The organism is Frankia alni ACN14a (assembly GCF_000058485.1).
Lineage (GTDB): Bacteria > Actinomycetota > Actinomycetes > Frankiales > Frankiaceae > Frankia > Frankia alni.
In genome coordinates, this window is record NC_008278.1 from 2,050,331 (window position 1) to 2,071,530 (window position 21,200).

Annotated in this window: 16 protein-coding genes and 2 tRNA genes; 11 read left to right on the forward strand and 7 right to left on the reverse strand. The window is 72.9% G+C overall.

The annotated features are described in order from the left end of the window. Positions 1 to 1,120: 1,120 nt before the first annotated feature. The gene (locus FRAAL_RS08185) at positions 1,121 to 2,650 is read right to left on the reverse strand and encodes a hypothetical protein (RefSeq protein ID WP_231861574.1); all 1,530 of its coding nucleotides are present in this window, start codon (positions 2,648 to 2,650) and stop codon (positions 1,121 to 1,123) included. A gap of 189 nt (positions 2,651 to 2,839) precedes the next feature. Between FRAAL_RS08185 and FRAAL_RS08190 the strand changes: the two genes are divergently transcribed. Both FRAAL_RS08190 and FRAAL_RS08195 read left to right on the forward strand, forming a co-directional pair. Continuing rightward, entirely contained in the window at positions 2,840 to 3,589 is a 750-nt protein-coding gene (locus tag FRAAL_RS08190) for an Hsp20/alpha crystallin family protein (RefSeq protein WP_041939014.1), read from the forward strand. Positions 3,590 to 3,714: 125 nt separating this feature from the next. After that, entirely contained in the window at positions 3,715 to 6,417 is a 2,703-nt protein-coding gene (locus FRAAL_RS08195; protein WP_085949707.1) for an ATP-binding cassette domain-containing protein, read from the forward strand. Here the strand turns inward: FRAAL_RS08195 and FRAAL_RS08200 are convergent. Then, a complete protein-coding gene (locus tag FRAAL_RS08200) occupies positions 6,353 to 6,781 on the reverse strand; it encodes a DUF962 domain-containing protein (RefSeq protein ID WP_050997047.1) in 429 nt (142 codons plus the stop codon). The two genes, FRAAL_RS08195 and FRAAL_RS08200, sit on opposite strands and share 65 nt — an antisense overlap. Before the next feature lie 137 nt (positions 6,782 to 6,918). Here FRAAL_RS08200 and FRAAL_RS08205 point away from each other — a divergent pair, with 137 nt between their 5' ends. Further along, positions 6,919 to 8,295, forward strand: a complete 1,377-nt coding sequence (locus FRAAL_RS08205; protein WP_011603075.1) for an MFS transporter — start codon at positions 6,919 to 6,921, stop codon at positions 8,293 to 8,295. A gap of 34 nt (positions 8,296 to 8,329) precedes the next feature. Here FRAAL_RS08205 and FRAAL_RS08210 read toward each other — a convergent pair whose 3' ends face one another. Further along, entirely contained in the window at positions 8,330 to 9,742 is a 1,413-nt protein-coding gene (locus FRAAL_RS08210) for an aminotransferase-like domain-containing protein (RefSeq protein WP_011603076.1), read from the reverse strand. 74 nt (positions 9,743 to 9,816) lie between these two features. Here FRAAL_RS08210 and FRAAL_RS32850 point away from each other — a divergent pair, with 74 nt between their 5' ends. From FRAAL_RS32850 to FRAAL_RS08220, 3 genes are all read left to right on the forward strand, one after another. Continuing rightward, positions 9,817 to 9,993, forward strand: a complete 177-nt coding sequence (locus FRAAL_RS32850; protein ID WP_011603077.1) for a hypothetical protein — start codon at positions 9,817 to 9,819, stop codon at positions 9,991 to 9,993. 393 nt (positions 9,994 to 10,386) lie between these two features. After that, positions 10,387 to 11,634: a glycosyltransferase family 4 protein gene (locus FRAAL_RS08215; RefSeq protein WP_041939015.1), complete on the forward strand. Its 1,248-nt coding sequence runs from the start codon at positions 10,387 to 10,389 to the stop codon at positions 11,632 to 11,634. 85 nt (positions 11,635 to 11,719) lie between these two features. Further along, entirely contained in the window at positions 11,720 to 12,676 is a 957-nt protein-coding gene (locus tag FRAAL_RS08220; RefSeq protein ID WP_011603079.1) for a beta/alpha barrel domain-containing protein, read from the forward strand. Between the two features lie 17 nt (positions 12,677 to 12,693). Here the strand turns inward: FRAAL_RS08220 and FRAAL_RS08225 are convergent, their stop codons facing one another. Further along, entirely contained in the window at positions 12,694 to 13,254 is a 561-nt protein-coding gene (locus FRAAL_RS08225; RefSeq protein WP_011603080.1) for a DUF3291 domain-containing protein, read from the reverse strand. Between the two features lie 49 nt (positions 13,255 to 13,303). After that, the gene (locus FRAAL_RS08230) at positions 13,304 to 14,074 is read right to left on the reverse strand and encodes a L,D-transpeptidase (RefSeq protein ID WP_231861575.1); all 771 of its coding nucleotides are present in this window, start codon (positions 14,072 to 14,074) and stop codon (positions 13,304 to 13,306) included. Between the two features lie 636 nt (positions 14,075 to 14,710). On the opposite strand from FRAAL_RS08230, the gene FRAAL_RS33500 reads away from it, so the two are divergent. Then, a complete protein-coding gene (locus FRAAL_RS33500) occupies positions 14,711 to 15,202 on the forward strand; it encodes a peptidylprolyl isomerase (protein WP_162137460.1) in 492 nt (163 codons plus the stop codon). A gap of 203 nt (positions 15,203 to 15,405) precedes the next feature. Here the strand turns inward: FRAAL_RS33500 and FRAAL_RS08245 are convergent, their stop codons facing one another. Together FRAAL_RS08245 and FRAAL_RS08250 are read right to left on the reverse strand one after the other, a co-directional pair. Next, complete coding sequence (locus FRAAL_RS08245; protein ID WP_308204155.1) at positions 15,406 to 17,406, reverse strand: class I SAM-dependent methyltransferase; 2,001 nt, start codon at positions 17,404 to 17,406, stop codon at positions 15,406 to 15,408. A gap of 405 nt (positions 17,407 to 17,811) precedes the next feature. After that, a tRNA-Gly gene (locus FRAAL_RS08250) sits at positions 17,812 to 17,882 on the reverse strand. 47 nt (positions 17,883 to 17,929) lie between these two features. On the opposite strand from FRAAL_RS08250, the gene FRAAL_RS08255 reads away from it, so the two are divergent. The 4 genes from FRAAL_RS08255 to FRAAL_RS08270 all read left to right on the forward strand — a co-directional run bounded on the left by FRAAL_RS08255 (position 17,930) and on the right by FRAAL_RS08270 (position 21,190). Then, positions 17,930 to 18,002 (forward strand) — tRNA-Pro (locus FRAAL_RS08255). A gap of 55 nt (positions 18,003 to 18,057) precedes the next feature. After that, positions 18,058 to 19,539 carry a trigger factor gene (tig, locus tag FRAAL_RS08260; protein ID WP_011603084.1) on the forward strand — a complete coding sequence of 494 codons (1,482 nt, stop codon included), beginning with the start codon at positions 18,058 to 18,060 and terminating at the stop codon, positions 19,537 to 19,539. A 273-nt stretch (positions 19,540 to 19,812) separates the two neighbouring features. After that, a complete protein-coding gene (locus FRAAL_RS08265; RefSeq protein WP_011603085.1) occupies positions 19,813 to 20,454 on the forward strand; it encodes an ATP-dependent Clp protease proteolytic subunit in 642 nt (213 codons plus the stop codon). A gap of 55 nt (positions 20,455 to 20,509) precedes the next feature. Next, positions 20,510 to 21,190 carry an ATP-dependent Clp protease proteolytic subunit gene (locus FRAAL_RS08270; RefSeq protein ID WP_011603086.1) on the forward strand — a complete coding sequence of 227 codons (681 nt, stop codon included), beginning with the start codon at positions 20,510 to 20,512 and terminating at the stop codon, positions 21,188 to 21,190. Positions 21,191 to 21,200 lie beyond the last annotated feature (10 nt).

Below are 21,200 nucleotides of genomic sequence, written 5' to 3' on the forward strand. Positions count from 1 at the left end.
GGCCCGGCATCGCTGCGCGGCCACGCGAGGCGGGCCGGCCGGGATCGCGCGCGGGCGGCCCGGCCCGCGGCCGGTGCTCGGACTGGCCGATGTGGCCGAGGCTGGGACTGGCAGAATCTGCCGGCCGCACCGGTCAACTCGGCACTTCGCGGGAGTCCGTGAGCGTGGCTGAGCCGGCACGCTCGGAACATATGGAACAGATGACGTTCGCGGCCGCCGTCCGCGCGGTCAACGACACCCTGTCCCGCCGGTCGGCGCGCCACGGCGGGACGCCCTGTCCCGCCGGGCCGCGAGCGGTCCAGACCGGCGTCCTCGCCGCCTGCGACCTCGGCTGCTTCGACGACGCCGTGCCCCTGCTGGAAAGGGTCGTCGACCGTCTGGGCCGGCGGGATCCTGTCGTTGCGCACGGCTACCTCGTCCGGGTCGTGCGCTCGGCCCTCGGCGAGCTGCACCGCGACCGGCGGCGCGCCCACGGCCTGCAGCAGCGGCCCGAACGGGTGCCCGACGCGGCGTGGGCGCACGAGGCGCTGCCCGAGCCCGCCGACCGGGCCCTGCTGGCGCACCTGATGACGTGGCTGGGCAGCGATGTGCCCGCCGTCGACGGCACCGGCTGGCCCCTGTCCGCCTGGGCCGACCGCTACGGCACCACCCCGGCCGAGATGGCGGCCTGGATCCACCGGGTGACGGCGGCCGTCGAGGCGACCTCGCCCCGGCGCCACCGGCGCTACCTCGCGCGACCGCTGGCCGACAAGGCGCCCGTCGTGCCGCCGGTGAGCGCCTTCGCGGGCGGCGGCGCGCGGCTCGACGGGCGCACCCGGGAACCCGACCGGTGGGATGACCGATGGGGCGGCCGGTGGGATGGCGAGACTGACGGGCGCGCCGGGCTGGCGTCGGCCCGGGCGCTCTGGCCGGCGGACGGTGAAGCGGCGCCGGCCGCCGAGGCGGTGCGGCGGGAGGTCGCCGGCTACCGGATCGTCGGGCTCACGGCGACCGTCGCCGGCCTGCACGGCACGGGCGCCGTCGCGGTTCGCGCGCTGCGCGTGGCGCTGGTCGAGGCGTTCGGCCCGGCCGCCGCGCGGGCCGCCGACGACGACCTGGCCGACGCGCTGCGGCGCGCCGCTCAGCCCGCGGCGCCGATGGCCGAGGGCAACGGACCCGCTGACAGCGGTGTCGCCGGAGATGCCGGTGCGGCCGGTGCTGCTGAGGTCACCGGTGCTGCTGAGGTCACCGGAGAGGCCGAGGTCACCGGTGCTGCCGGCGGCCGTGGCGTGGGATCGTTGCTGCTCGCGGCCTGAGCGCCGCCCGTGACCAGAGCCGCGAAAGGGTCGCTCAGCCGAGCCTGCGCCGGGACGAGCGTGCTGACCGGCCGGTCGCCCGCGAGCTGGCGCAGGGCGTCGAACGCCGCGTCGACGGAGGCGTCGAAGTAGGCGTCGAGGAAGCGGGGATCACCGGCCCGCAGCACCGAGCCGTCGGGCGCGCGCGGGGCGGGCGCGGGCACGTGCAGCAGTCGGGGATGCGGCGCGAGCAGCTCACCCCAGGCCCTGCACTGCGCGGCCAGCTCCGCCGGAGCACTACCCGACAGCGCCGCGATGATCTCGATGAGCTCCGGCTCCGGCACCACCATGACCACCCGCACGTCGGGCCCGGCATCCCCGAGCAGCCGCGCGCTCGGCGCGCTCGGCTGCGGTGGCTCGGTGAGCACGTGTGCCCAGACCCGGCGCGGGGAGTTGTCCGGGCGGCGCAGCCAGTCCTGCATGATCTCGTCGGCGAGGGCGAAGTCGAGCTGCGCCCCGCCGTGCACCGACCGGGCCGCCCGGGCGAAGCTGCCCAGGCCCCAGCCGAGCGCCTTGGCCAGCAGCGCCGCGACCGTGTAGGAGCCGGTCCACTGCAGGCCGGTGACGACGATGCCCTGCGCGCCGACCCCGGACGCATCGGTGGGGGCGTGGTGGGCCGTGGGCTCGTGCGGCGCCGTGAAGCGGTGGACGATCAGCGGCGGCAGTGGGCCCGCGGGCAACCCCTCGACCAGCAGCGGCGTGGCATCCCAGCTCGCCGCGGTCCGCTCGAAGACCTCGGCGAAGTCCCGCTCGGCGTCGGCCCGCTCGCTGATCGCGTCGACGCGTTCGAGCAGGACGTGATCGGCGAAGTGGCAGCGGTGGCGCCGTCCTCGCCAGTGTGGCCGCACGGTCACCGACCATCGCCCGTCCGCCGCCGCCGCTGCCGCGAACAGCGCGCCGCCGGTGGTCCGGCCCTCCTGAGCGGCCCGGACGCGAAGCTGCCGCTCCCGCTCCTCGGCCTCCTCGGCCCGGCGGACGAGTTTGCTGATGGAGGGGCTGCGCAGGCCGTAGGAGGCGAGCATGTCGCTCTCGTGGCCGCCCACCGCCCGGGCAAGCTCGATGATCGCGTGCGCCGGAACGGTCGTCTCGTTGCTCAGCCAACGGCGCAGCTTGTGGGTGCCCTGCAGATCAAGCGGGCCGGCCACCCGTTCGGCGAGCGCGGGCAGGCTGATCTGCTCGAGGTTGAGCACCGTCTTCATCGCGTCTGCCCAGCGGGCCTGCCGCGGATCGTCGCCGATCCGGGTCGGCAGACTGTGCGGCTGGAACCGGCGCGCCTGTCGGGCGGAGCCGCGCTGCGGCGACCCCCTGCCGCTCACCGACTCCGCCCCACCGCTCCCAGCCCTCTCACCGCTTCCGGCCACCCCGCCCATCTCCGGCCACACCTCACTCCCCGGCCACGCCACCATCGTGACTGATACCACCGGTTTGCCGGCCCAGAGTCGCCGGGTATCGACCCGAAGGTAGTTACCCATTCACATTCTGTGATCATGATGGAGGTGGGAGTGATGGCACTCTCCACCCGAGGCACGCCCGACAGCGGGGCCACCCTGGGCCGCTGGGATCCCTTCCGCGAGATCGAGGAGGCCTGGAGCCGGATGGGCAGCCTGCTCGGTGACGTCGCGGGCGGCTCCGGCCGGCCGCTGGGCGTGCTGGCGGGGGCGGCGCTGCCGGTCGACATCGAGGAGACCGACGACGCCTACGTCGTCGAGCTGGAGCTGCCCGGCGTCCGCCGCGAGGATGTCTCGATCGATCTGCGCGACGACGAGCTCCACGTCACCGGAGAGATCGGCGAGCGTGAGCGGACCGGTGTCGTGCGCCGCCGGTCCCGCCGTGTCGGCCGCTTCGAGCATCGGATCGCCCTGCCCGGCGAGGTCGACATCGAGGGTGTCTCGGCCAACCTGGCCGACGGGATCCTCACGGTGACCCTGCCCAAGGCGCGCCGCAGCCGGCCACGACACATCGAGATCACTGTGGGTGACCGCGATGAGATCGGGGCGGGCAGCCGGCGCCCCGCCGAGTTCTCGGAGGGCGCGACGCCGACGGCGTCCGGACGCGTCGGTCAGGGCGGTCTGACCACCGGTGACGAAGGCGTCGACCGCGGGCAGGCAGGCGGTCAGGAGACCGGGTCGGACGCCCGGTTCGCCGGTTCGACGGGCCGGGAGGCCGAAGCGCCTGGCCGGGGGGCTGGGGCAGCCGGTCGGGAGCCCGGAACTCCTGGTCGGGAGGCTGGTTCCGGGGGGCGGGAGTTCCGCTGATCCGCCGCTTGGCGGCCCTGCCGGGTGGATGACGGTCGGCTTTCGGACATGTAGCGGAAGGAGGCCAGAAAACGACCCTCGCGCAGGCACACTATGGTGCGTCTGGCGATCGAGGGAGAGTGCTGGTGTCTGGGACCCCGTTGCGCGTCCACACCCCGGCCGGGGAGGTGACGCTCACCGGCGACGTGTCCGCCGTGGTGGGGCGGGCCCGGTCGGCGGACATTGTCATCAACGACGGGCGGGTGTCGCGGCGGCATCTGGTGCTGCACCCGACGGCGGTCGGCTGGCGGGTCGAGGACATCAGCGCCAACGGGCTGTGGTGCGAAGGTCGCCGGCTGGGCAACGTCGACATCGTCGGTGAGCTGCGGCTACGCCTCGGCGCCGCGGATGGCCCGGAGGTGGTGCTCCTGCCCCAGCCGGTCCGGCCGGTCATCCCCCCGACGGCCCCGACCCGCGGGCCGGACGCGGCACCCATCTCCATCGAGGGCCTGGCGGCCTTCGCGCCCACCCCGGTGACATCCGCGCCGGTGGGATCGGTCGGTCCCGGCGGGAACAGCGGCGGGCCCGGGGACGGCGGCGTGGGGGGAGACGCGGTGCCGGTCGGGGCCGGGGTGCCGGTGGCGGCGGGCGTGCCGGGGCAGCCGTCGGGTCCGGGCGGCGTCGCGCCGGGGGTCTCGGGGGGCCTGTCGATCGATCAGGCGACCGCGCAGAGCGCGGTGGTGCACGATCGTCGCCGCGTGCATCCGCTCCGTCCCGGCCGGATGCGGATGGGGCGCTCCCGCGACAACGAGATCAACGTCGGGGACCTGCTCGCCTCCCGTCACCATGCCGAGCTGCACATCTCACTCGGCGGGGTGGAGCTGGTCGACCTCGCCTCGGCGAACGGCACGTTCGTCAACGGCCACCGGATCGGCCGCGCCCCGGTGATGCAGCGAGACGTCATCGCCATCGGCCATCACCTGTTCCAGCTCGAGGGCAGCTCGCTCGTCGAGTACGTCGACTCCGGGGACGTCGCCTTCGAGGTCCAGGACGTCTCCGTCTTCGCCGGCACCAAGCAGCTCATGCACGACATGACCTTCCGGCTGCCCGGCCGGTCCCTGCTCGGCGTGGTCGGCCCCAGCGGTGCCGGCAAGTCGACCCTGCTCAACGCGCTCACCGGCTTCCGGCCCGCCGACCGCGGCTCGGTGCGCTACGCCGGCCGGGACCTCTACGCCGAGTACGACGAGCTGCGCCGCCGCATCGGCTACGTGCCCCAGGCCGACCCCCTGCACGACCAGCTCACCGTGCGCGAGGCCCTGCTCTACGGCTCGGAGCTGCGCTTCCCGGCCGACACGACCGCGGACGAGCGGCGCGCCCGGGTCGAGGAGGTCATCGGCCAGCTCGGGCTGTCCGCGCACGCCGACACCCGGGTCTCCCGGCTCTCCGGCGGCCAGAAGAAGCGCACCAGCGTCGCGCTCGAACTGCTCACCCGACCGTCGCTGCTCTTCCTCGACGAGCCGACCTCCGGCCTCGACCCGGCCAACGACCAGTCGGTGATGGAGACGCTGCGCGGCCTCGCGAAGGGCGGCGGCGCCGGGTCCACCGACGAGAGCGGCCGGACCGTCATCGTCGTCACCCACAGCGTGCTGTTCCTGGACCTGTGTGACTTCATCCTGGTGCTTGCGCCCGGCGGTCACGTCGCCTACTTCGGCCCGGCCGACGGGGCGCTACGCTTCTTCGGCAAGCAGGACTTCCGCGAGTTCGCCGCAGTGTTCCGGGAACTGGAGGCCACCCCGGGCGAGGAGATGGCCGCCCGCTTCCGGGCGTCGGAGTTCTTCGTGCCCTCCGCGGTCGTGGCGCCGGCGGTGCGCAAGGCGCCACCGGAGCTGCCCAGCGTCCGCCAGCAGCCGGTGACCGCGCAGCTGTCGACGCTGACCCGCCGGTACTGGCGGGTCGTCCTCGCCGACCGGTCCTACCTGCGACTGATCATCGCCTACCCGTTCCTGCTCGGCATCGTGCCGCGGGTGCTCAAGGCTCCCGACGGCCTGGGGCCGCTACCGCAGTCACCGAACCCCGACGCCACCAAGGTGCTCGTCGTGCTGGTGCTGTGCGCCTGCTTCATGGGGATGGCCAACTCGATCAGGGAGATCGTCAAGGAACGCGCGATCTACCGGCGGGAGCGGACGATCGGGCTGTCCCGCACCGCCTACCTCGGCTCGAAGATCATCCTGATGACCGCCATCACGACCGCGCAGTGCCTGGTCTTCACGCTCATCGCCGTGGTGGGTCGTACTCCGCCGCAGGCCGCCGCCCTCGGCTCGCCGCTGCTGGAGTGCCTGCTGGCGGTGATCGTCGCTGCGCTGGCGTCGATGATGATCGGCCTGTTCGTCTCCACCCTGATCGACAACGCGGACAAGGCGATGCCGATCCTGGTCCTGGTCACGATGGGGCAGCTCGTGTTCTCCGGCGGGCTGACCTCCATGACCGGGCGGCTCGTGCTGGAGCAGATCAGCTACCTCGTCCCGGCCCGGTGGGGGTTCGCGGCGCTGGCGTCCACCGACGACATCAACGTGGTGAGCAAGCTCGGCAACCCGACCCTGCGCACCGATCGTCCCGACCGGCTCTGGGAACACACCGCGGGTACCTGGGCGCTCGACATCGTGATCGGCATCGGCATCGGCGTGATCGCGCTGCTACTCACCACGGTCATGCTGCGCCGGATCGAGCCCAAGGTCACCCGGGCGGCGGAGGCCGCGCCGGCGGAGGGCACGGGGCCGCCCGGGTTCAGGCCTGGTCCGATCCGCGGCCAGTCGCAGCCGCCCACGGGTCGGCTGCCCCTGCGCGGCTGACCAGATCGGCTGCCCCAGCGCGGCCGACCAGGTCGGCCACCTCCTCGCACCAGTTGGCCAGACCGCAGAGCTGGTAGGTCAGGGGGCCGTCGGCGAGCGCGGGACGGTTGTGCTCGAACAGCACGTGCCCGGCGATCTGCACGGCCCAGCTCGCCGCGAACACCGGCAGGCCGATCCGGGGCCGGGCGAACACGACCGGCAGCGCGAAGGCCACCCCCGGGATGCCGACCAGGTGGGTCAGCCGGATGGCCCGACCGGTGTGCTGGGACCGGTAGTACGCCATCTTCTCGGCGAACGGCGCCGAACGGTCGGGCACCGCCCTGCCGGCCGGCCCGGATCCGTGCGTCCCGCGTCGCATGGTCATAACCGCTACCTCCCACGTCTCGCCGGCCGTGGCACCGAGGTCAGGTCCCCGCCGGGCCCGGACCGGCTCGCCCGCCGGTCTCTCGCCCGGCCGTATCCACGTTGCCAGGTGCCGCGCCCGCGGGGTAGGACCCAGAGATGGACAAGGCGAGCGCATCGGCGCAGGCGGGTCCGTCCCGCCCGGGCCGCCTGCTCGCCGTCCTGACGGCCGCGACGCTGCTGCAGTGGCTCGGTTCCTTCGCCATCGCCCCGCTGCTGCCGCTCTACCTGGCCGACCGGCACATCTCCGCCGCCGGCGTCGGGGTCGTGATGGCGGCGTTCTTCCTTGGGGCTCTGCTGTCGCAGTACGCCGCCGGGCGGGCGGCGGCGGCCCGCGGCCACCGCGGGGTGCTGCTCGTCGGGCTCGCCGCCTACGGCGCGGGCTGCCTCGGCCTGTTCGCCTCGACGGGGATCGGGATGGACGCGGCCATGCGCGTGCTGCAGGGCGCCGGCGCGGGCGCGTTCGAGGTCGCCGCGCTGACCGCGGTCGCCGCGACGGTCGCCCCCGGCGCGCAGGGCCGCGCGTTCAGCGCCATCTACACCGGGCAGCTTCTCGGCGTCGCACTCGGTCCGCTGCTCGGCGGATTCGCGGGCGAGCACCGGATGGACCTGGTGTTTCTGGGCAGCGGCGCGGCCGCGGTGCTGGCGTCGCTGCCGGTGCTGTGGCTCCTGCCCGCGACCGTCCGCGCCCGATCGGTTCCCGCCGTTGCCACGGCTCCTGCGCCCGCCCCGGTTACGGGTGAACCCACGATCTCGACTGCCGCCGCGGGGAGCAGCACCTCGCCGGGTTCGCAGGGCGGTGCCCCGCCGGCCCGGCTGCTGCTGCGCCGCGGCGTCCTCGGGCTGCTGCTGGTCGCCGGGTGCGACGGGTTGATCAGCGGGGTCTACGAGACCTGCTGGAGCCTGCTGATGGAGCGCGACGGCGCGTCCACCACGCTGATCGGCCTCACCTTCACCCTGTTCGCGCTGCCCTACCTCGTCTTCGCCTGGCCCGCCGGCTGGCTCGCCGACCGGTGTGACCGGCGCCGGCTGATCGGGGTGACCACGCTCGTCCTGTCGGTGACGGTCGCCAGCTACCCGTTCCTGCACTCGATCCCGCTCATCATCCTGCTGAGCTGCGTGGAGGCGGTGGCCCTCGCCGTTGCCTACCCCGCGGCCCAGTCCCTGCTCGCCCAGGAGAGTGCCGCGGGGGACGGTACCGGCCGCGGCCAGGGTCTGTTCGCGACGACGCAGACCGCCACAACCGTGTTCGCGGCGCTGGCCTCCGGGGCGCTGTTCGCGGCCGATCCGCGGCTGCCGTTCGTGCTGGCCGCGATCGCGGCGCTGGTCACCGCCGCCCTGCTGCCGCCGCTGTGGCGGGAGGTCGCCGGCACCGTGGCCCAGATCCAGGTCCAGGTCGGATCTACGGCCCGGGGGGCGCGTCCGGCCGGGACGGCCCCGGGTCGGGAGGCCGCGGCGACGCCCGGCCGGCCGTAGGCCCCGGGTCGGTCCCGGCGGCGGCGTTCGTGGATCAGTTCGCGAATCCGGGCGTCCGTTCGGCCACCGCGTGCACGGCCTGCGCGAGCAGGCTGACGGCGGTCGGGATGTCCTCGCTGCGGATGCCCGCATAGGACAGGCGAAGGTGGCCCGACTCCTGCTCGCCGATGGTGAAGAACCGGCCCGGGGCCACCGCCACCCCGAGCCGCCCGGCGCTGGTTGCCACCGCGAGGTCGTCGATCCCGCGGGGCAGGCGCAGGAAGAGGTTCACCCCGCCGCGCGGCGGGGCGAAGGAGCACTCGGGCAGCTCGCGGGCGAGCGCCGCGCCCAGGGCCGCGGCCCGCTCCCGCAGGGCGCCGCCCACCGCCCGGACCTGCGCCGCCCAGGCGGGCCCGCTGACCAGCTCGATCGCCGTGTGCTGAACCGGGCGGGCGACGAAGGAGTCGTCGACGATCCGCATGGCCGCGATCCGGCTCATCACCGGTCCGCGGGCGATGACCGCGCCGACCCGCAGGCTCGGGGCGAGCACCTTGGTCAGGGAGAGGATCGTGATGACCTGCCCGTGGTCGTCGTCCTGCCACAGCGGGGGCGGCGGCGTCACGGCGGCGAAGCCGAGCCAGCGGGCGAAGTCGTCCTCGACGATGAACGCCCCGGCCCGCCGGCAGATGTCGAGCACCTCGCCGCGGCGCTGCGCCGCGAGCACGCTGCCGTCCGGGTTGGCGTAGGTGGGCTGGATGACCAGCAGCCGGGCCGACGTCCGCGCGAACGCCTCGCGCAGCAGCTCGGGCCGGATTCCGTCCCGGTCGCCGGGTACCGGGATGGGGATGTGCCCGGCGCTGCGGGCGACGGCGAGCGCGCCGGGGTAGGTGGGGGTGGCGAACAGGACGGGATGGCCGGCGGGCAGGATCGCGCGGAACGTCGCCGACAGCGCGCCCTGGCTGCCCGGGGTGATCAGCACGTTCTCCGGCTCGGCGCCGATCTGCCGGCCGAACCAGCTCCGCAGCTCCGGGATGCCGGCCGTGGGGGAGCTGGCCCACGCGTCCGGCCGCCGCGCCGCCCGGCTGGCGGCGGCGGCCAGCCGGGTGTCCGCCCGCAACCCGGGATCGAGGTAGCCGGCTCCCAGCTGGAATCCCGGGCTGCCCATGAGTTGGAACAGCACGTCGAGGCCGGAGGTCTGCACGGGGCTCGGACCGAGTGCGACCTGCTGCCAGTCGGTGTCGCTGGCCTGGACGGTGCGTCGCGCCGAGACGAACGTGCCCGCGCCGGGCCGGGTCACCAGCCGGCCCTCGGCGACCAGCCGGCCCAGCGCCCGCTGCACGGTCACCGGGCCGACGCCGAGCCGTTGCTGCAGCGTCCGCGTGCTGGGCAGCTTCTCGCCGACGGCCCCGTCGTCCGCGAGTCGGCGAAGCTCTCCCACGACCCGATCGATACTGCTATCGTTGACCATGACAATGGACAATAGCGCTATCGTCTGCCGGCTCGGGGTGCTTTCGCATCTCGACCATCTCGGGCGGGTCCACGATGCCTGAACTCCTGCTGCTGGGGCTGTTCGCGGCGCTTGTCGGACTGGCCGCGATGTACGGGCCGGACACCCGGGACCGGGGCTACGGCCTGCCCGCCCCGCGGCCCCGCCGTCGGGTGTTGCGGCCGGGTTCCGACCGCCGGGCTGCCGGTCTCCGGCTGGTGTCGTCCCGCTGACCCGCCGCTGTCCGGCCGGTATCCACCGCTGTCCGGCCGGTGTCGGCCGGTTTCGTTCGGTGTCCGTCGCCGTACGGTCGGTCTCGGCGCCATCCGGGGAAAGCCGTGGTTGTCCGGGGAGCTGTGCCTGTTCGGGGTGTGCCGTGGCTGTCCGGACGGTGTCGCCTGCGTGTCTGTGTGCGTCCGGTCGACCCGGAGGGGAAGGCATTCCGGCCTGGTGGCCCCTGGTTGGGCCGCGGGCTGAACGCGCAGGTCAGACCGTGTCCGAGCGTTGCTTCTCTTACGTCAATGTTAAGATCCTCAGCGTTTGCTAATGGCCGAAACCCCCCGCGGGCGCTCGATAAGCTGGCGCTATGGTGAGCCGTCCGGAGTTCGCCGCCGTGGGGGATGGGTATGGAGATCGTCTTCTTGTGCGAGCAGTATCCGCCGATCATTTGGGATGGGGCGGGTGTCTACACGCACGACATCGCTCACGCGCTGGCCGCGCTCGGTCATCAGGTCCATATAGTCTGTGCACAGGGGCGTCGCCGCACCGACGAGGACCATGACGGCGTCAAGGTGTACCGGCGTCCGTTGCTCCGTTTGCCGGTGAGCAGATATCTGGGCCCGCTGGGCCGGTCGTTTCAGGGCAAGAACCATCCGCGCGATTCCCTGTCCCTGCGTGTGGTCCTCGCCGTCTCCTACGCTTTCTGGCTGCGCCGCCTCGGACTGCACCCCGACGTCATCGAGACTCAGGACGGCGAGACCCGCGGCCTGCGCACCGCGGTGCGCCGCGACGTCCCCCTCGTGATCCACCTGCACACACCGACGATGATGGACGTCCGCCTGCGTGAGGGTGAGCTGCACGGCAGGGGCGCGCTGGCGGACCGGATCGACCGGTTCTCCGCGCTGCGCGCCGACGCGCGGACGGCTCCGTCCGAGCTGATCGTCACCACCCTGCGCGGCTTCGGTTGGCTGAAGAAGAACACCGACGCCGACGTGATCCCCTACCCGTTCGACCGCTCCTCGTACGTCGCCGTGCCGCCGCCGCAGCAGACCGACCCGACGCTGCTCGTCGTCGGCCGGCTCGAATGGCGCAAGGGCCTCGACGTGCTGATCGAGGCCGCCGCGCTGCTCGGCGAGCGCGGCGTCAAGCCGACGGTGGTCTTCGCGGGCCAGTCGTCCGGACTCATCGACGACATCCCGACCGGCACCTGGCTGGCGCGTCGCGCCGCCGAGCTCGGCGTCACCTGCCGCTTCGCGGGCCACCTCACCCGGCCCGAGCTCGTCAAGGCGTACGAGGAGGCACGGGCGGTCGTCGTCCCGAGCCGGTTCGAAAGCTTCTCCATCGCCGGCCTGGAGGGTATGGCCTCGGGTCGGCCGGTCGTCGCGACCGCGACCACGGGCGTCGCGACCTGGGTGGCGAAGTGGGAGGGCGGCACGGTCGTCCCGCCGGAGGACGCACCCGCCCTGGCCGACGCGCTGGAGCCCTTCCTCACCGACCCGGAACTCGCCGCCGCGGTGGGCGCCCGTGGCCGGGTCGGCACCGAGGAACTGGAACCGAAGCGGATCGCCGCCCTGCGCGTCGCGGTCTACCAGAAGGCCATCGACCGCCACCGCACGCGTCGCCGCTTCGGCCGCAGGTCGACGGCTGTGGCCTGACCGGCTGTGGCCTGACCGGTGTGGCCCGCGACCGGTGTGGCCTGAGAGCGGCGGGCGTCGCGGAGGCGCCCCTAGGCTGGCGGGCATGAGTGCTCTGGCGGGCGTCGCCCTGGAACACCCGGTCATGAACGCGGCCGGCACGTGCAAGTCGGTGGAGGAGGTCGACTCCTTCGCCCGGTCCGCGGTCGCGGCGATCGTCGTCGGCTCGATCACCCGCCAGCCGCGGACCGGCAACACCGGCAATGTCTACTGGCCCGGGCGGGTCTACTCGATCAACGCGCTCGGTTTGCCCAACCGCGGCCTGGCCTACTACGGCGAGCACCTACCCGGGATGGTCGAGCGGGCGCACGAGGCGGGCAAGCCGCTGATCGTCAGCGTCGCCGGGTTCGACGTCGGGGAGTACCAGGAGATCGCCGAGGTTGTCGCCGACGCCGGCGTCGATCTCGTCGAACTCAACCTGGCCTGCCCCAACGTCTGGGACGGCGGCGCCCAGAAGCGCATCGCCTGTTTCGACCCCGGCCAGACCGCGGCGATCTGCACCGCGGTCGGCGACGCACTGCTCGCGCGGGCCGGCGGTGATCAGGCCGGCCGCGTCCCCTACGGCGTCAAGATCTCGCCCTTCTCCGATCCGGCGGCGCTCGCCGAGCTCGCCGCGGTGCTCGCCGAGCTCGCCGGGCGCCCCGGTGGTCCGCGCTTCGTCACCGCGGTGAACACCTTCCCCAACGCCCTGGTCGTCGACGCCGACCACCGTCCCGTCGTCGACGTGGAACTCGCCGGGATGAGCGGACCCGCGCTCAAGCCGGTCGGTCTCGGCCAGGTGCGCCAGCTACGCCGGCTGCTGCCGGACACCGTCGACATCGTCGGGGTCGGTGGGGTCGGCGAGGGACGGGACGTCGCCGAGTACCTGCGGGCGGGGGCGGCGGCCGTCCAGGCGGCGACGGCGTTCTGGAATCGCGGCGAGGACCCGTCGGTGTTCGGGTCGATCCTCGCCAGCTGGATCGACGCCGGTGGGATCGATCCGGTGGACTCGGCGATCCGCTGACCCGCCGCGGGCGGCACTCAGCCGCCGGCGGCCAGGCTTCTCGGCAGCTCGACGTCGGTGGAACTCGCGGGCTCGGCGGCCGGCTCCGGACCGCTGCCCGGCACCAGGGAGATCCGCCGATCCGGCGGGGGGAACGTCAGCCGGAAGGTGAACGCGGTCGCGGTCGGCCCGTGCGTGCGCAGATGCCGAACCCGTTCCTCGGCCTCCGGCGTGCCGGGACGGTGCCCGGCGGGCACCCACCACAGGGCGTTGGTGGCCCGGGCGGTCGGATGGAACCACTCCCGCCGGCGCCGCAGGAACGCGCCCTGATCGTGGCGGAAGACGAAGTCGGCGAGGGCGTCCGCCGACTCCCAGACCGTCAGGTTCACGATGACGGTGAGGTCGGCCTCGGCGTCGAGCCGGAACGTGTGCACGGCCGCGGTGCCCTGCGCGGGCTGCAGCCGCCAGACGAAGCCGGGCTGCCCGTCGCCGAGGTCGCTCACCGGCGCGAGGCCGGCCAGGATGTCATCCGGCGCGGGGGAGTCGAGCGGGGCGAGTACCCGGGCGATGTTGACCTGGGCCAGATGGTAACCCGTCATGAAAGTAGCCTAGGGACGTCGCCCCGCATCCGCCAGGAATGACCCGCACTCACCCCCTGATGGAGACCGGCGTGCCGACGGGGAGGATTCCCGCAAGTTTTTCGATGTCGGCGTTGCGTAGCCGGATGCAGCCGTGGCTGGCGTCGGTACCGACCAGGTCGGGGCGGTTCGTGCCGTGCAGCCCGATGATCCCGTCGGCGCCGTTGAAGCGGGTAATCACGTCCGAGAAGCCCGACAGGCCGAAGGCGTAAGGGCCCCACGGCCCGTTCGGATCGGCGGGTCGCAGCAGTTCGGTGAGGTAGAACCGGCCGGACGGCGTGGGGGTACCGCCCGCTCCGATACCCACCGGCAGGCGAGCGATGACCGCGCCCTCCCGCAGCACGGTGAGCCGATGCGCGGAGCGGTCGACCTGTAGGTCGTACGGGGTCTCGGTGACCCGGGTGTCCTCGGCCCGTAGCCATCCCCGCGACCCGTTGGGTCGCACGGGCAACTGGACCAGCAACCAGTGGGCCCGGCGTTGCTCCACCGCGAACACCAGCGGCACGCCCTCCCGGTTGGGGTTGGCGAGCCGCCCCTGCGGCGCGCCGGTGTCCGGGGACGCGAACCAGGTGATCTCGGGGACGACGGCCTGGGCGACGAGGTGCCGCCCCGCCGCGAGGCCGGCCGGTTCGGTGCCGGCCGGTTCGGTGCCGGCCGGGGGAGGCGTCGCCCGGGCCTGCGACGCCGGGGCGGCGGGTCGCGCCGGGGCGGCCGGTCCGGAACAGGCGCCGAGCAGGCAGCCCGCGGCCAGCAGCGCCGCCGCCAGCAGCGCCGCCGCCACGGATGGGCTGCCGCCCCGGGGCGGGATGCGGGTCGGGAGCGCGACGCGGGTCGGGAGCGGCCTGTCGACTGGGGGCGGGATGCGGGTCGAGGGCGACCTGTCGGCAGGGAAGAGGAGGCCGGCCAGGCGCCGGACCGTGCGGCGCCGAAGCGACCTGCCGAGGCCCGGCGTCGGCGGACGGCTCGTGTCGGTGCTGCGCATCCAAACCCCCTCGGCCATCGTGCGATTACTTTACGTAGCCATCCGGGTGCCTGCACTCGCGCCGGCCGAGAGGGCTTCGACGGAGTCGCCGATCATGTCCGGCGGACCGGGCCGGACGAGGCCGGATCGGGCCGGACCGGGGTGGGTCGGGACGGGGCGGCCGAATACGCCGGACGACTGCCGCCCCCGCCGCGCACTGCGCGCGGGTGCCAGCCGGTCGTCGCGGGGCCACGTGGTCGACACGCATTTCCGCTCATTCTCCGGTCATCTGTCGGTGCGCGTGAAAATGAGGACGGAAAGCTGAAAAAGACCGATGGCGCGCCGCCGAGTTTGCGCTTCCCGGCGAGCTGGATACGCTTCCCGCGGCCTTGGTTGGTTGCTTTTCCGAAACCGTGGGGGAGAACTGTGCGGAGATCGATGAGGACCCGGGCGGCAGTGGTCGCGCTGTCGAGCATGGCCACTATTTTCGTCGCGCTGGGACCAGCCGCCTCGAGTGCCTGGGCGTCCGGCGAGGGAGACACGGTCAAGCAGGCCCAGAGCTGGGGCGGCGACGACTGGCGCAAGGACGACTGGCGTAAGGACGACTGGCGTAAGGACGACTGGCGCAAGAACGACTGGCGCAAGGACGACAAGCGCAAGGATGACTGGTTCAAGGACGACTGGTTCAAGGACGACAAGCGCAAGGACGACTGGCGTCACGACGACTGGCGTAAGGACGACAAGCGTAAGGACGACTGGCGTCACGACGACTGGCGTAAGGACGACAAGCGTCACGACGACTGGCGCAAGGACGACTGGCGTAAGGATGACTGGTTCAAGGATGACAAGCGCAAGGACAACTGGCGTCACGATGACTGGCGTAAGGACGACTGGTTCAAGGACGACAAGCGCAACGACCGGTGGAAGGACGACGACTGGGACTGGTGAGGCCAACCGCCGCGTCGGTCCGCTCCACTCGACAGTGCGCCGACCGATAGACGGGTGAGCTGATCGCGTTGCGGTGACATGCTGGTCGCGAATCCGTTCAGCGAGACCGGCAATCACCCGCCGGGCGGCCTGGCCGCGTGGCCGGGCCCGCAGGAGATGGTGTCGGTCGTCCGTCCCGACGGCCGACACCATCGACCGGTCCCCTAGAGCCGGCGGGCGAGGATCCGGTAGGCGTTCGCGCGCGAGCCCGACGTCAGGTAGGGCCGGCTCACCTCGTCCAGGACCAGGCCGCCCGCGAAGGCCGGCACCAGCGCCGCCGCGGTCAGGGCCCGCACGGCCCGTGCCCGGCGGGGAACTGCGGTGGTGCGCCAGGCGGCCGACGGCGACGGCGCGAGCCGTTGCAACAGGCCGTACAGGGCCATCACCGGGTCACCCTTCTGGTGCACCTCGCCGAAGCGGGTCTCCTGCACGGCGAAACCACGTTCCTGCAGTGCCGCAGCCACGTTGGCGGCGGGCATCAGGTGCTGGTGCTGCGGGATCAGCCAGCCCGGCCACAGCGCGCCGTACAGCCGGGCCGCCGGACTGTCGGGATTCGGCACCTCGATGAGCAGATGACCGCCCGGTTCCAGCACGGCGGCGGCCGCGTCCAGTTCGGCCCGCGGATCCCTCGTGTGCTCCAGGTAGTGGAACATGCTGATGATGTCGTAGCGCCCCTTGACCTCGGCGGCGAGCTCGGGGAAGAAACCGCGGTAGGCGTGGTCCACCCAACGCCGCCGGGCGGCCTCCTCGATGCCGGCGCCGATGTCCAGGGCGTCGAACCGGGTGCCGGGCCAGACGGTTCTCGCCACATTGCAGAAATGCCCGTGGCCGCCCCCTACGTCCAACCAGTTCCGGGGAGTCGGGATGGCCTGGCGGGCGCGGTCGAGGTAGGGCTCCGGGCTGAATCCGAACACCTCCTCCAGCGCCGTCGCGCCGAGCCCGTCGTAGAAGTCCCGGTAGTAGAACTCCAGCCCGTCGAGCGACAGGCGCGGATTCTGGAAGACATGGCCACAACCCGCGCACCGGTCGTACCGGAACTCGCCGGGTTTGCCCTGCGCCACATCGCGGCCGAGCAGGCGCGTGCTGAGCTCGCCGCCGCCGCACCATGGGCACGTGCTGCGCGGCCGCTCGAAGAAACGGTCGAGACCGTCGGCGAGATCCGCCCGGTAGGCGGCGCGCCGGCGGGCAAGCTCGGCCGGGTCCGGCCGCCCGGCCGGGCGGCCTACCAGAGTGGCCGCGCAGTCGACGGTGGCCGCGGAGCCGAGGGTGGCCGCGGAGTCCGGGGCGGCCGGGGGAGCGTTGAGCTGTTCCCGCAGGCTGCCGACCGATCCCCGCACCTGCGCGGCGGCGATCCGGCGACGGGCGAGGGCGCTGCGGCGCAGGGTTCCCGAGGACACCCGCACCCGGCCCCCACCGACGATCACCGGTTGCAGCCAGGACATCCCCAGCGCGGCGAGAGCAGCCGGCGGATTGCTCGCCGCGCCGAGCAGGATCGCGCCGTCACGCAACGCGGGCAGGAAGAGCCGGGCGGGTTCCCAGGCGTAGGCGGCCCGCTGGACGGGCAGTCGGGTGGCACCGTCGTCCGGCGTCCGCCCGGCCAGCCCGGGCAGGACCGCGAGGTCGGTGCTGGCGGCGGCGTGCCGCTTGCAGACCTGGATCACCGCGACCAGTTCGGCGTCGGCGAGGTCGGTGAGTTCCGAGCGCTCGACGAGGCGGGGGTCGGCCGCGGCCGGGAGCCCGGTGCGCGCAAGCACCCCGCGGTCGACGAGGACCGCCTGGAACGCCCCGCGACCACGGGCGAGACGGGCCGTCCGGTAGGTCGCCGGCTCCACCATCCTTGCCAGGTCGAGGATCCGGTGCGCGGCCAGTTCCGCCGGGACCAGGTCGAGCACCTCCAGCCCGTGTCGGTGGGCGTGCGCCTCGGCGGCGCGGCGCTGGCCCGGGGTGAGCGTCAGTCCGGGGACGGAGAGCAGGACATAAGGGGAGCTCCGCCCGGTGCCGGGCGCCTGGGGCGCGGCCTGCTCGCCCGCTCCGGTCTCGCCCGCTCCGGTCTCGCCTGTCTCGATCACCTCGAGGGCGTGTAGGCGGGCGTGCAGGCGGATGGTGTTCAGCCCGATCCCGATCCCGACCACCACCGGTAGCCAGCCGCGGCGCGTCATCACCATGTGCACTCCTTCTGGCGGTCCGGTGGTGGTCACGGGCCGGTGTCGGGGGAGAAGCTCCCGAAAATACGCCCGGCCATCCGGCGGACCTCGGCGCGACCCGGGGTTGATCCGTCGGCGGACGATGACCGCCGACATCGTCCCCGGCCACGCGACATGCCGGCGACGAGCGAACCGACATGCCAGCCCGGCATGTCGGTGGGCGCGGGCCGAGCCGGCCTCGACGCCGACTCCGGCCGGGTGCGCGGGGGTGATCGTCGTCGAACCGGCGCGGGGGACTCACGGGTGGGGATCCGACCTCGGACACCCGCGTGTGGGTGGATTGAGGGGGATCTCGGCCTGTGCCGTTCGCCGCGGCACAGCGGCCCGGCGCGGTGCCGAACCCCGCCGGGGCAGGGAGAGCTGAAGAGCGGGTGACCGGGATCGAACCGGCATGGCCAGCTTGGAAGGCTGGGGCTCTGCCATTGAGCTACACCCGCGAGGTGATCGAGGCGAGCTTACCCCGTAGGATAAGCGTGCAACGCCTCGGGGCGTAGCGTAGTGGCTAGCGCGCCTGCTTTGGGTGCAGGAGATCGGGAGTTCGAGTCTCCCCGCCCCGACCGATAGCCTCGGCGTGTCACCCCGTCCAACGTCGTACCAGGAGACCGCCGCGCCGTGAAGGCCACCAAGGAGACCCTCAGCCCGACCCGGGTCAAGCTCACCGTCGAGGTGCCCTTCGACGAGCTCAAGCCCTCGCTCGACGCCACCTACCGCAAGCTGGCCCGCCAGGTCCGCGTCTCCGGCTTCCGGCCGGGCAAGGTTCCACCGCGGATCCTCGACCAGCGGCTCGGTCGCGGCGTGATCCTGGACGAGGCCGTCCAGGAGGCGCTGCCGCAGCTCTACTCCGAGGCCGTGCAGGCCGAGGAGGTCGACGTGCTGTCGCGGCCCGAGGTGGACATCACCGAGTTCGCCGACGGCGGCCAGCTCGTGTTCACCGCCGAGGTGGACGTCCGTCCCGAAGTGGCGCTGCCGGAGTTCGCCGACCTGTCGGTCACGGTGGACGCCGTCGAGGTCACCGACGAGCAGGTCGAGGAGCAGCTCGGCGCGCTACGCGACCGGTTCGCCCAGCTTCAGCCGGTCGAGCGGGCGGTGCAGACGGGCGACTTCGTCTCGCTCGACCTGTCCGCGCAGGCCGACGGCAAGCCGATCGAGGGCGCCGAGGCGACGGGGCTGTCCTACGAGGTCGGCAGCGGCAACCTCATCGAGGGTCTGGACGAGGCGATCGTCGGTGCCGCCGACGGCGAGTCCCGCACGTTCACCACGGAGCTGCTGGCGGGCGACCAGGCGGGCCAGCAGGCCGAGGTGACCGCGACGGTCCGCGGGGTCAAGGAGAAGGAGCTTCCCGCCCTCGACGACGACTTCGCCACCACCGCCAGCGAGTTCGACACGCTCGACGACCTGCGCGGGGACGTACGCAGTCGGCTGGAGCAGTCGCGGCGCACCGAGCAGGTCGGGCAGGCCCGGGAGAAGCTGCTGGAGAGCCTGCTGGAGCGGGTGGATGTGCCCGTTCCGGACTCCCTGCTCGCAGGTGAGATCGAGGCCCGGGAGCACCGGCTGTCCCACGAGCTGGAGAACATCGGCACCGACCGCGCGACCTACCTGGAGACGCTCGGCCAGACCGCCGAGGAGTTCGACGCCGAGGTCCGCGAGACCGCGGGCAAGGCGATTCGCTCCCAGTTCATCCTCGACGCGGTCATCGACGCCGAGTCGATCGGCATCGACCAGGGCGAGCTCATGGAGCAGGTGATCTACCGCGCCCAGCGCTCCGGCCTGCAGCCCGACGTCTACGCCCAGCAGCTCGCCCAGGGCGAGGGGCTGCAGGCGCTGATGGCCGACGTCCTGCGGACCAAGGCGCTGTTCCTGTTGCTCGAGAACGCCAAGGTCGTCGACGGGGAGGGCAACCCGGTGGAGCTCGCGCTCCCGGCCCGCCCGGCGCCGGACGCCGACGAGGACGACGACCACGCCGGCCACGATCACGAGGGCCACGACCACGCCGACCACGCCGGTCACGACCACGCTGGCGACGACGCGGCAGCGGAGCCGGCCGAGGCACCGGCCGCGACCGCGGCGGTCGACAGCGGAGACCGCGACATCTGACCCTCGTGGCAGGCCGCGGGGCGGCTCGCGCCGCGGCGATCTCGGCTCTTCAGGCGGCCTCCGGACTCTGTCCGGGGGCCGTCTGGCGTTGCCGTCGGGCCCCCGGCGGACCCTCGCCGGTGCCCGGCGGGCGGGGTCGCGCGGGCGTCCGGACTGGCCGGTCCTCACGCCCAGCGCGAACATCGAGCCTGAAGGGCATGAACTTGCGCGTGTCACAGATAGTGTCGAGCCGGTCAATCAGCCGCCCCATGTGAGGAAGCCGAGGAGCTGACCGTGAGTAACCTCGCAGTTCCGCGCCTACCAGTTCCGGGTCCGGAGCTCCGTTCGCCCGGCCAGGGTGGACCCGCCTTCGACGACCAGGTGTTCAACCGCCTGCTGGCCAACCGGATCGTCTTCCTCGGATCGGTGGTCGAGGACTCGATCGCCAACGCGATCTGCGCGCAGCTCCTGCTGCTCAACGCGGAGGATCCGACCCGGGACATCTTCCTCTACATCAACTCGCCGGGTGGGTCCGTGAGCGCCGGCATGGCGATCTACGACACCATGCAGTTCGTCGAGAACGATGTCGCGACCGTGTCGCTCGGCCTCGCCGCGTCGATGGGCCAGTTCCTGCTCTGCGCCGGGGCGCCGGGCAAGCGCTACTCGTTGCCGCACGCGCGGATCATGATGCACCAGCCGTCGGGAGGGATCGGGGGCACCGCCTCCGACATCGCCATCCAGGCGGAGCAGATGCTCTACACCAAGCGGATGATGCAGGAGCGCATCGCGTTCCACACCGGGCAGCCGATCGAGCAGATCGAGCGCGACTCCGACCGGGACCGGTGGTTCACCGCCGAGGAGGCCAAGGACTACGGGTTCGTCGACCACGTGGTCCAGCAGGCCCGCCAGGTTCCCAGCGAGGGGCCGGTGAGCTGAGCGGGCACCCCGCTCACCGGACCGAACCCGTCATCCGTCCCCGGAGGCAGCCATCATGTTCCACGAGACGCTCTACCAGCAGATGAGGTCCGACCAGGCCCGTCAGGCCGCCGGCCAGCCGCAGGGCCGCTACGTCCTGCCGAACATCATCGAGAAGACCTCCCGCGGCGAGTACGGCATGGACCCGTACTCGAAGCTACTCAAGGAGCGGATCGTCTTCCTCGGCGTGCAGATCGACGATGTGTCGGCGAACGACGTGATGGCGCAGTTGCTGTTCCTGGAGTCGGAGGATCCGGACCGGGACATCTCGATCTACATCAACTCGCCGGGTGGGTCGTTCACGTCGTTGACGGCGATCTACGACACGATGCAGTTCGTGCGGCCGGACATCTCGACGATCTGCATGGGGCAGGCGGCGTCGGCGGCGGCGGTGCTGCTGGCGGCGGGGACGCCGGGCAAGCGGTTCGCGCTGGAGAACAGCCGGATCCTGATCCACCAGCCGTCGGCGCAGGGGGAGGGCCAGTCCAGCGACATCGAGATCCAGGCCCGCGAGATCCTGCGGATGCGGTCGCTGCTGGAGCGGATGCTTGCCACCCACACCGGCAGGAAGGAAGAGGACATCCGCAAGGACATCGAGCGGGACAAGATCTTCAGCGCCGACGAGGCCAAGGAGTACGGCCTGATCGACGAGGTCATCAAGACCCGCAAGTCCTCCCGGCTCGCGACCACGCGCTAGCGGCGGGTCC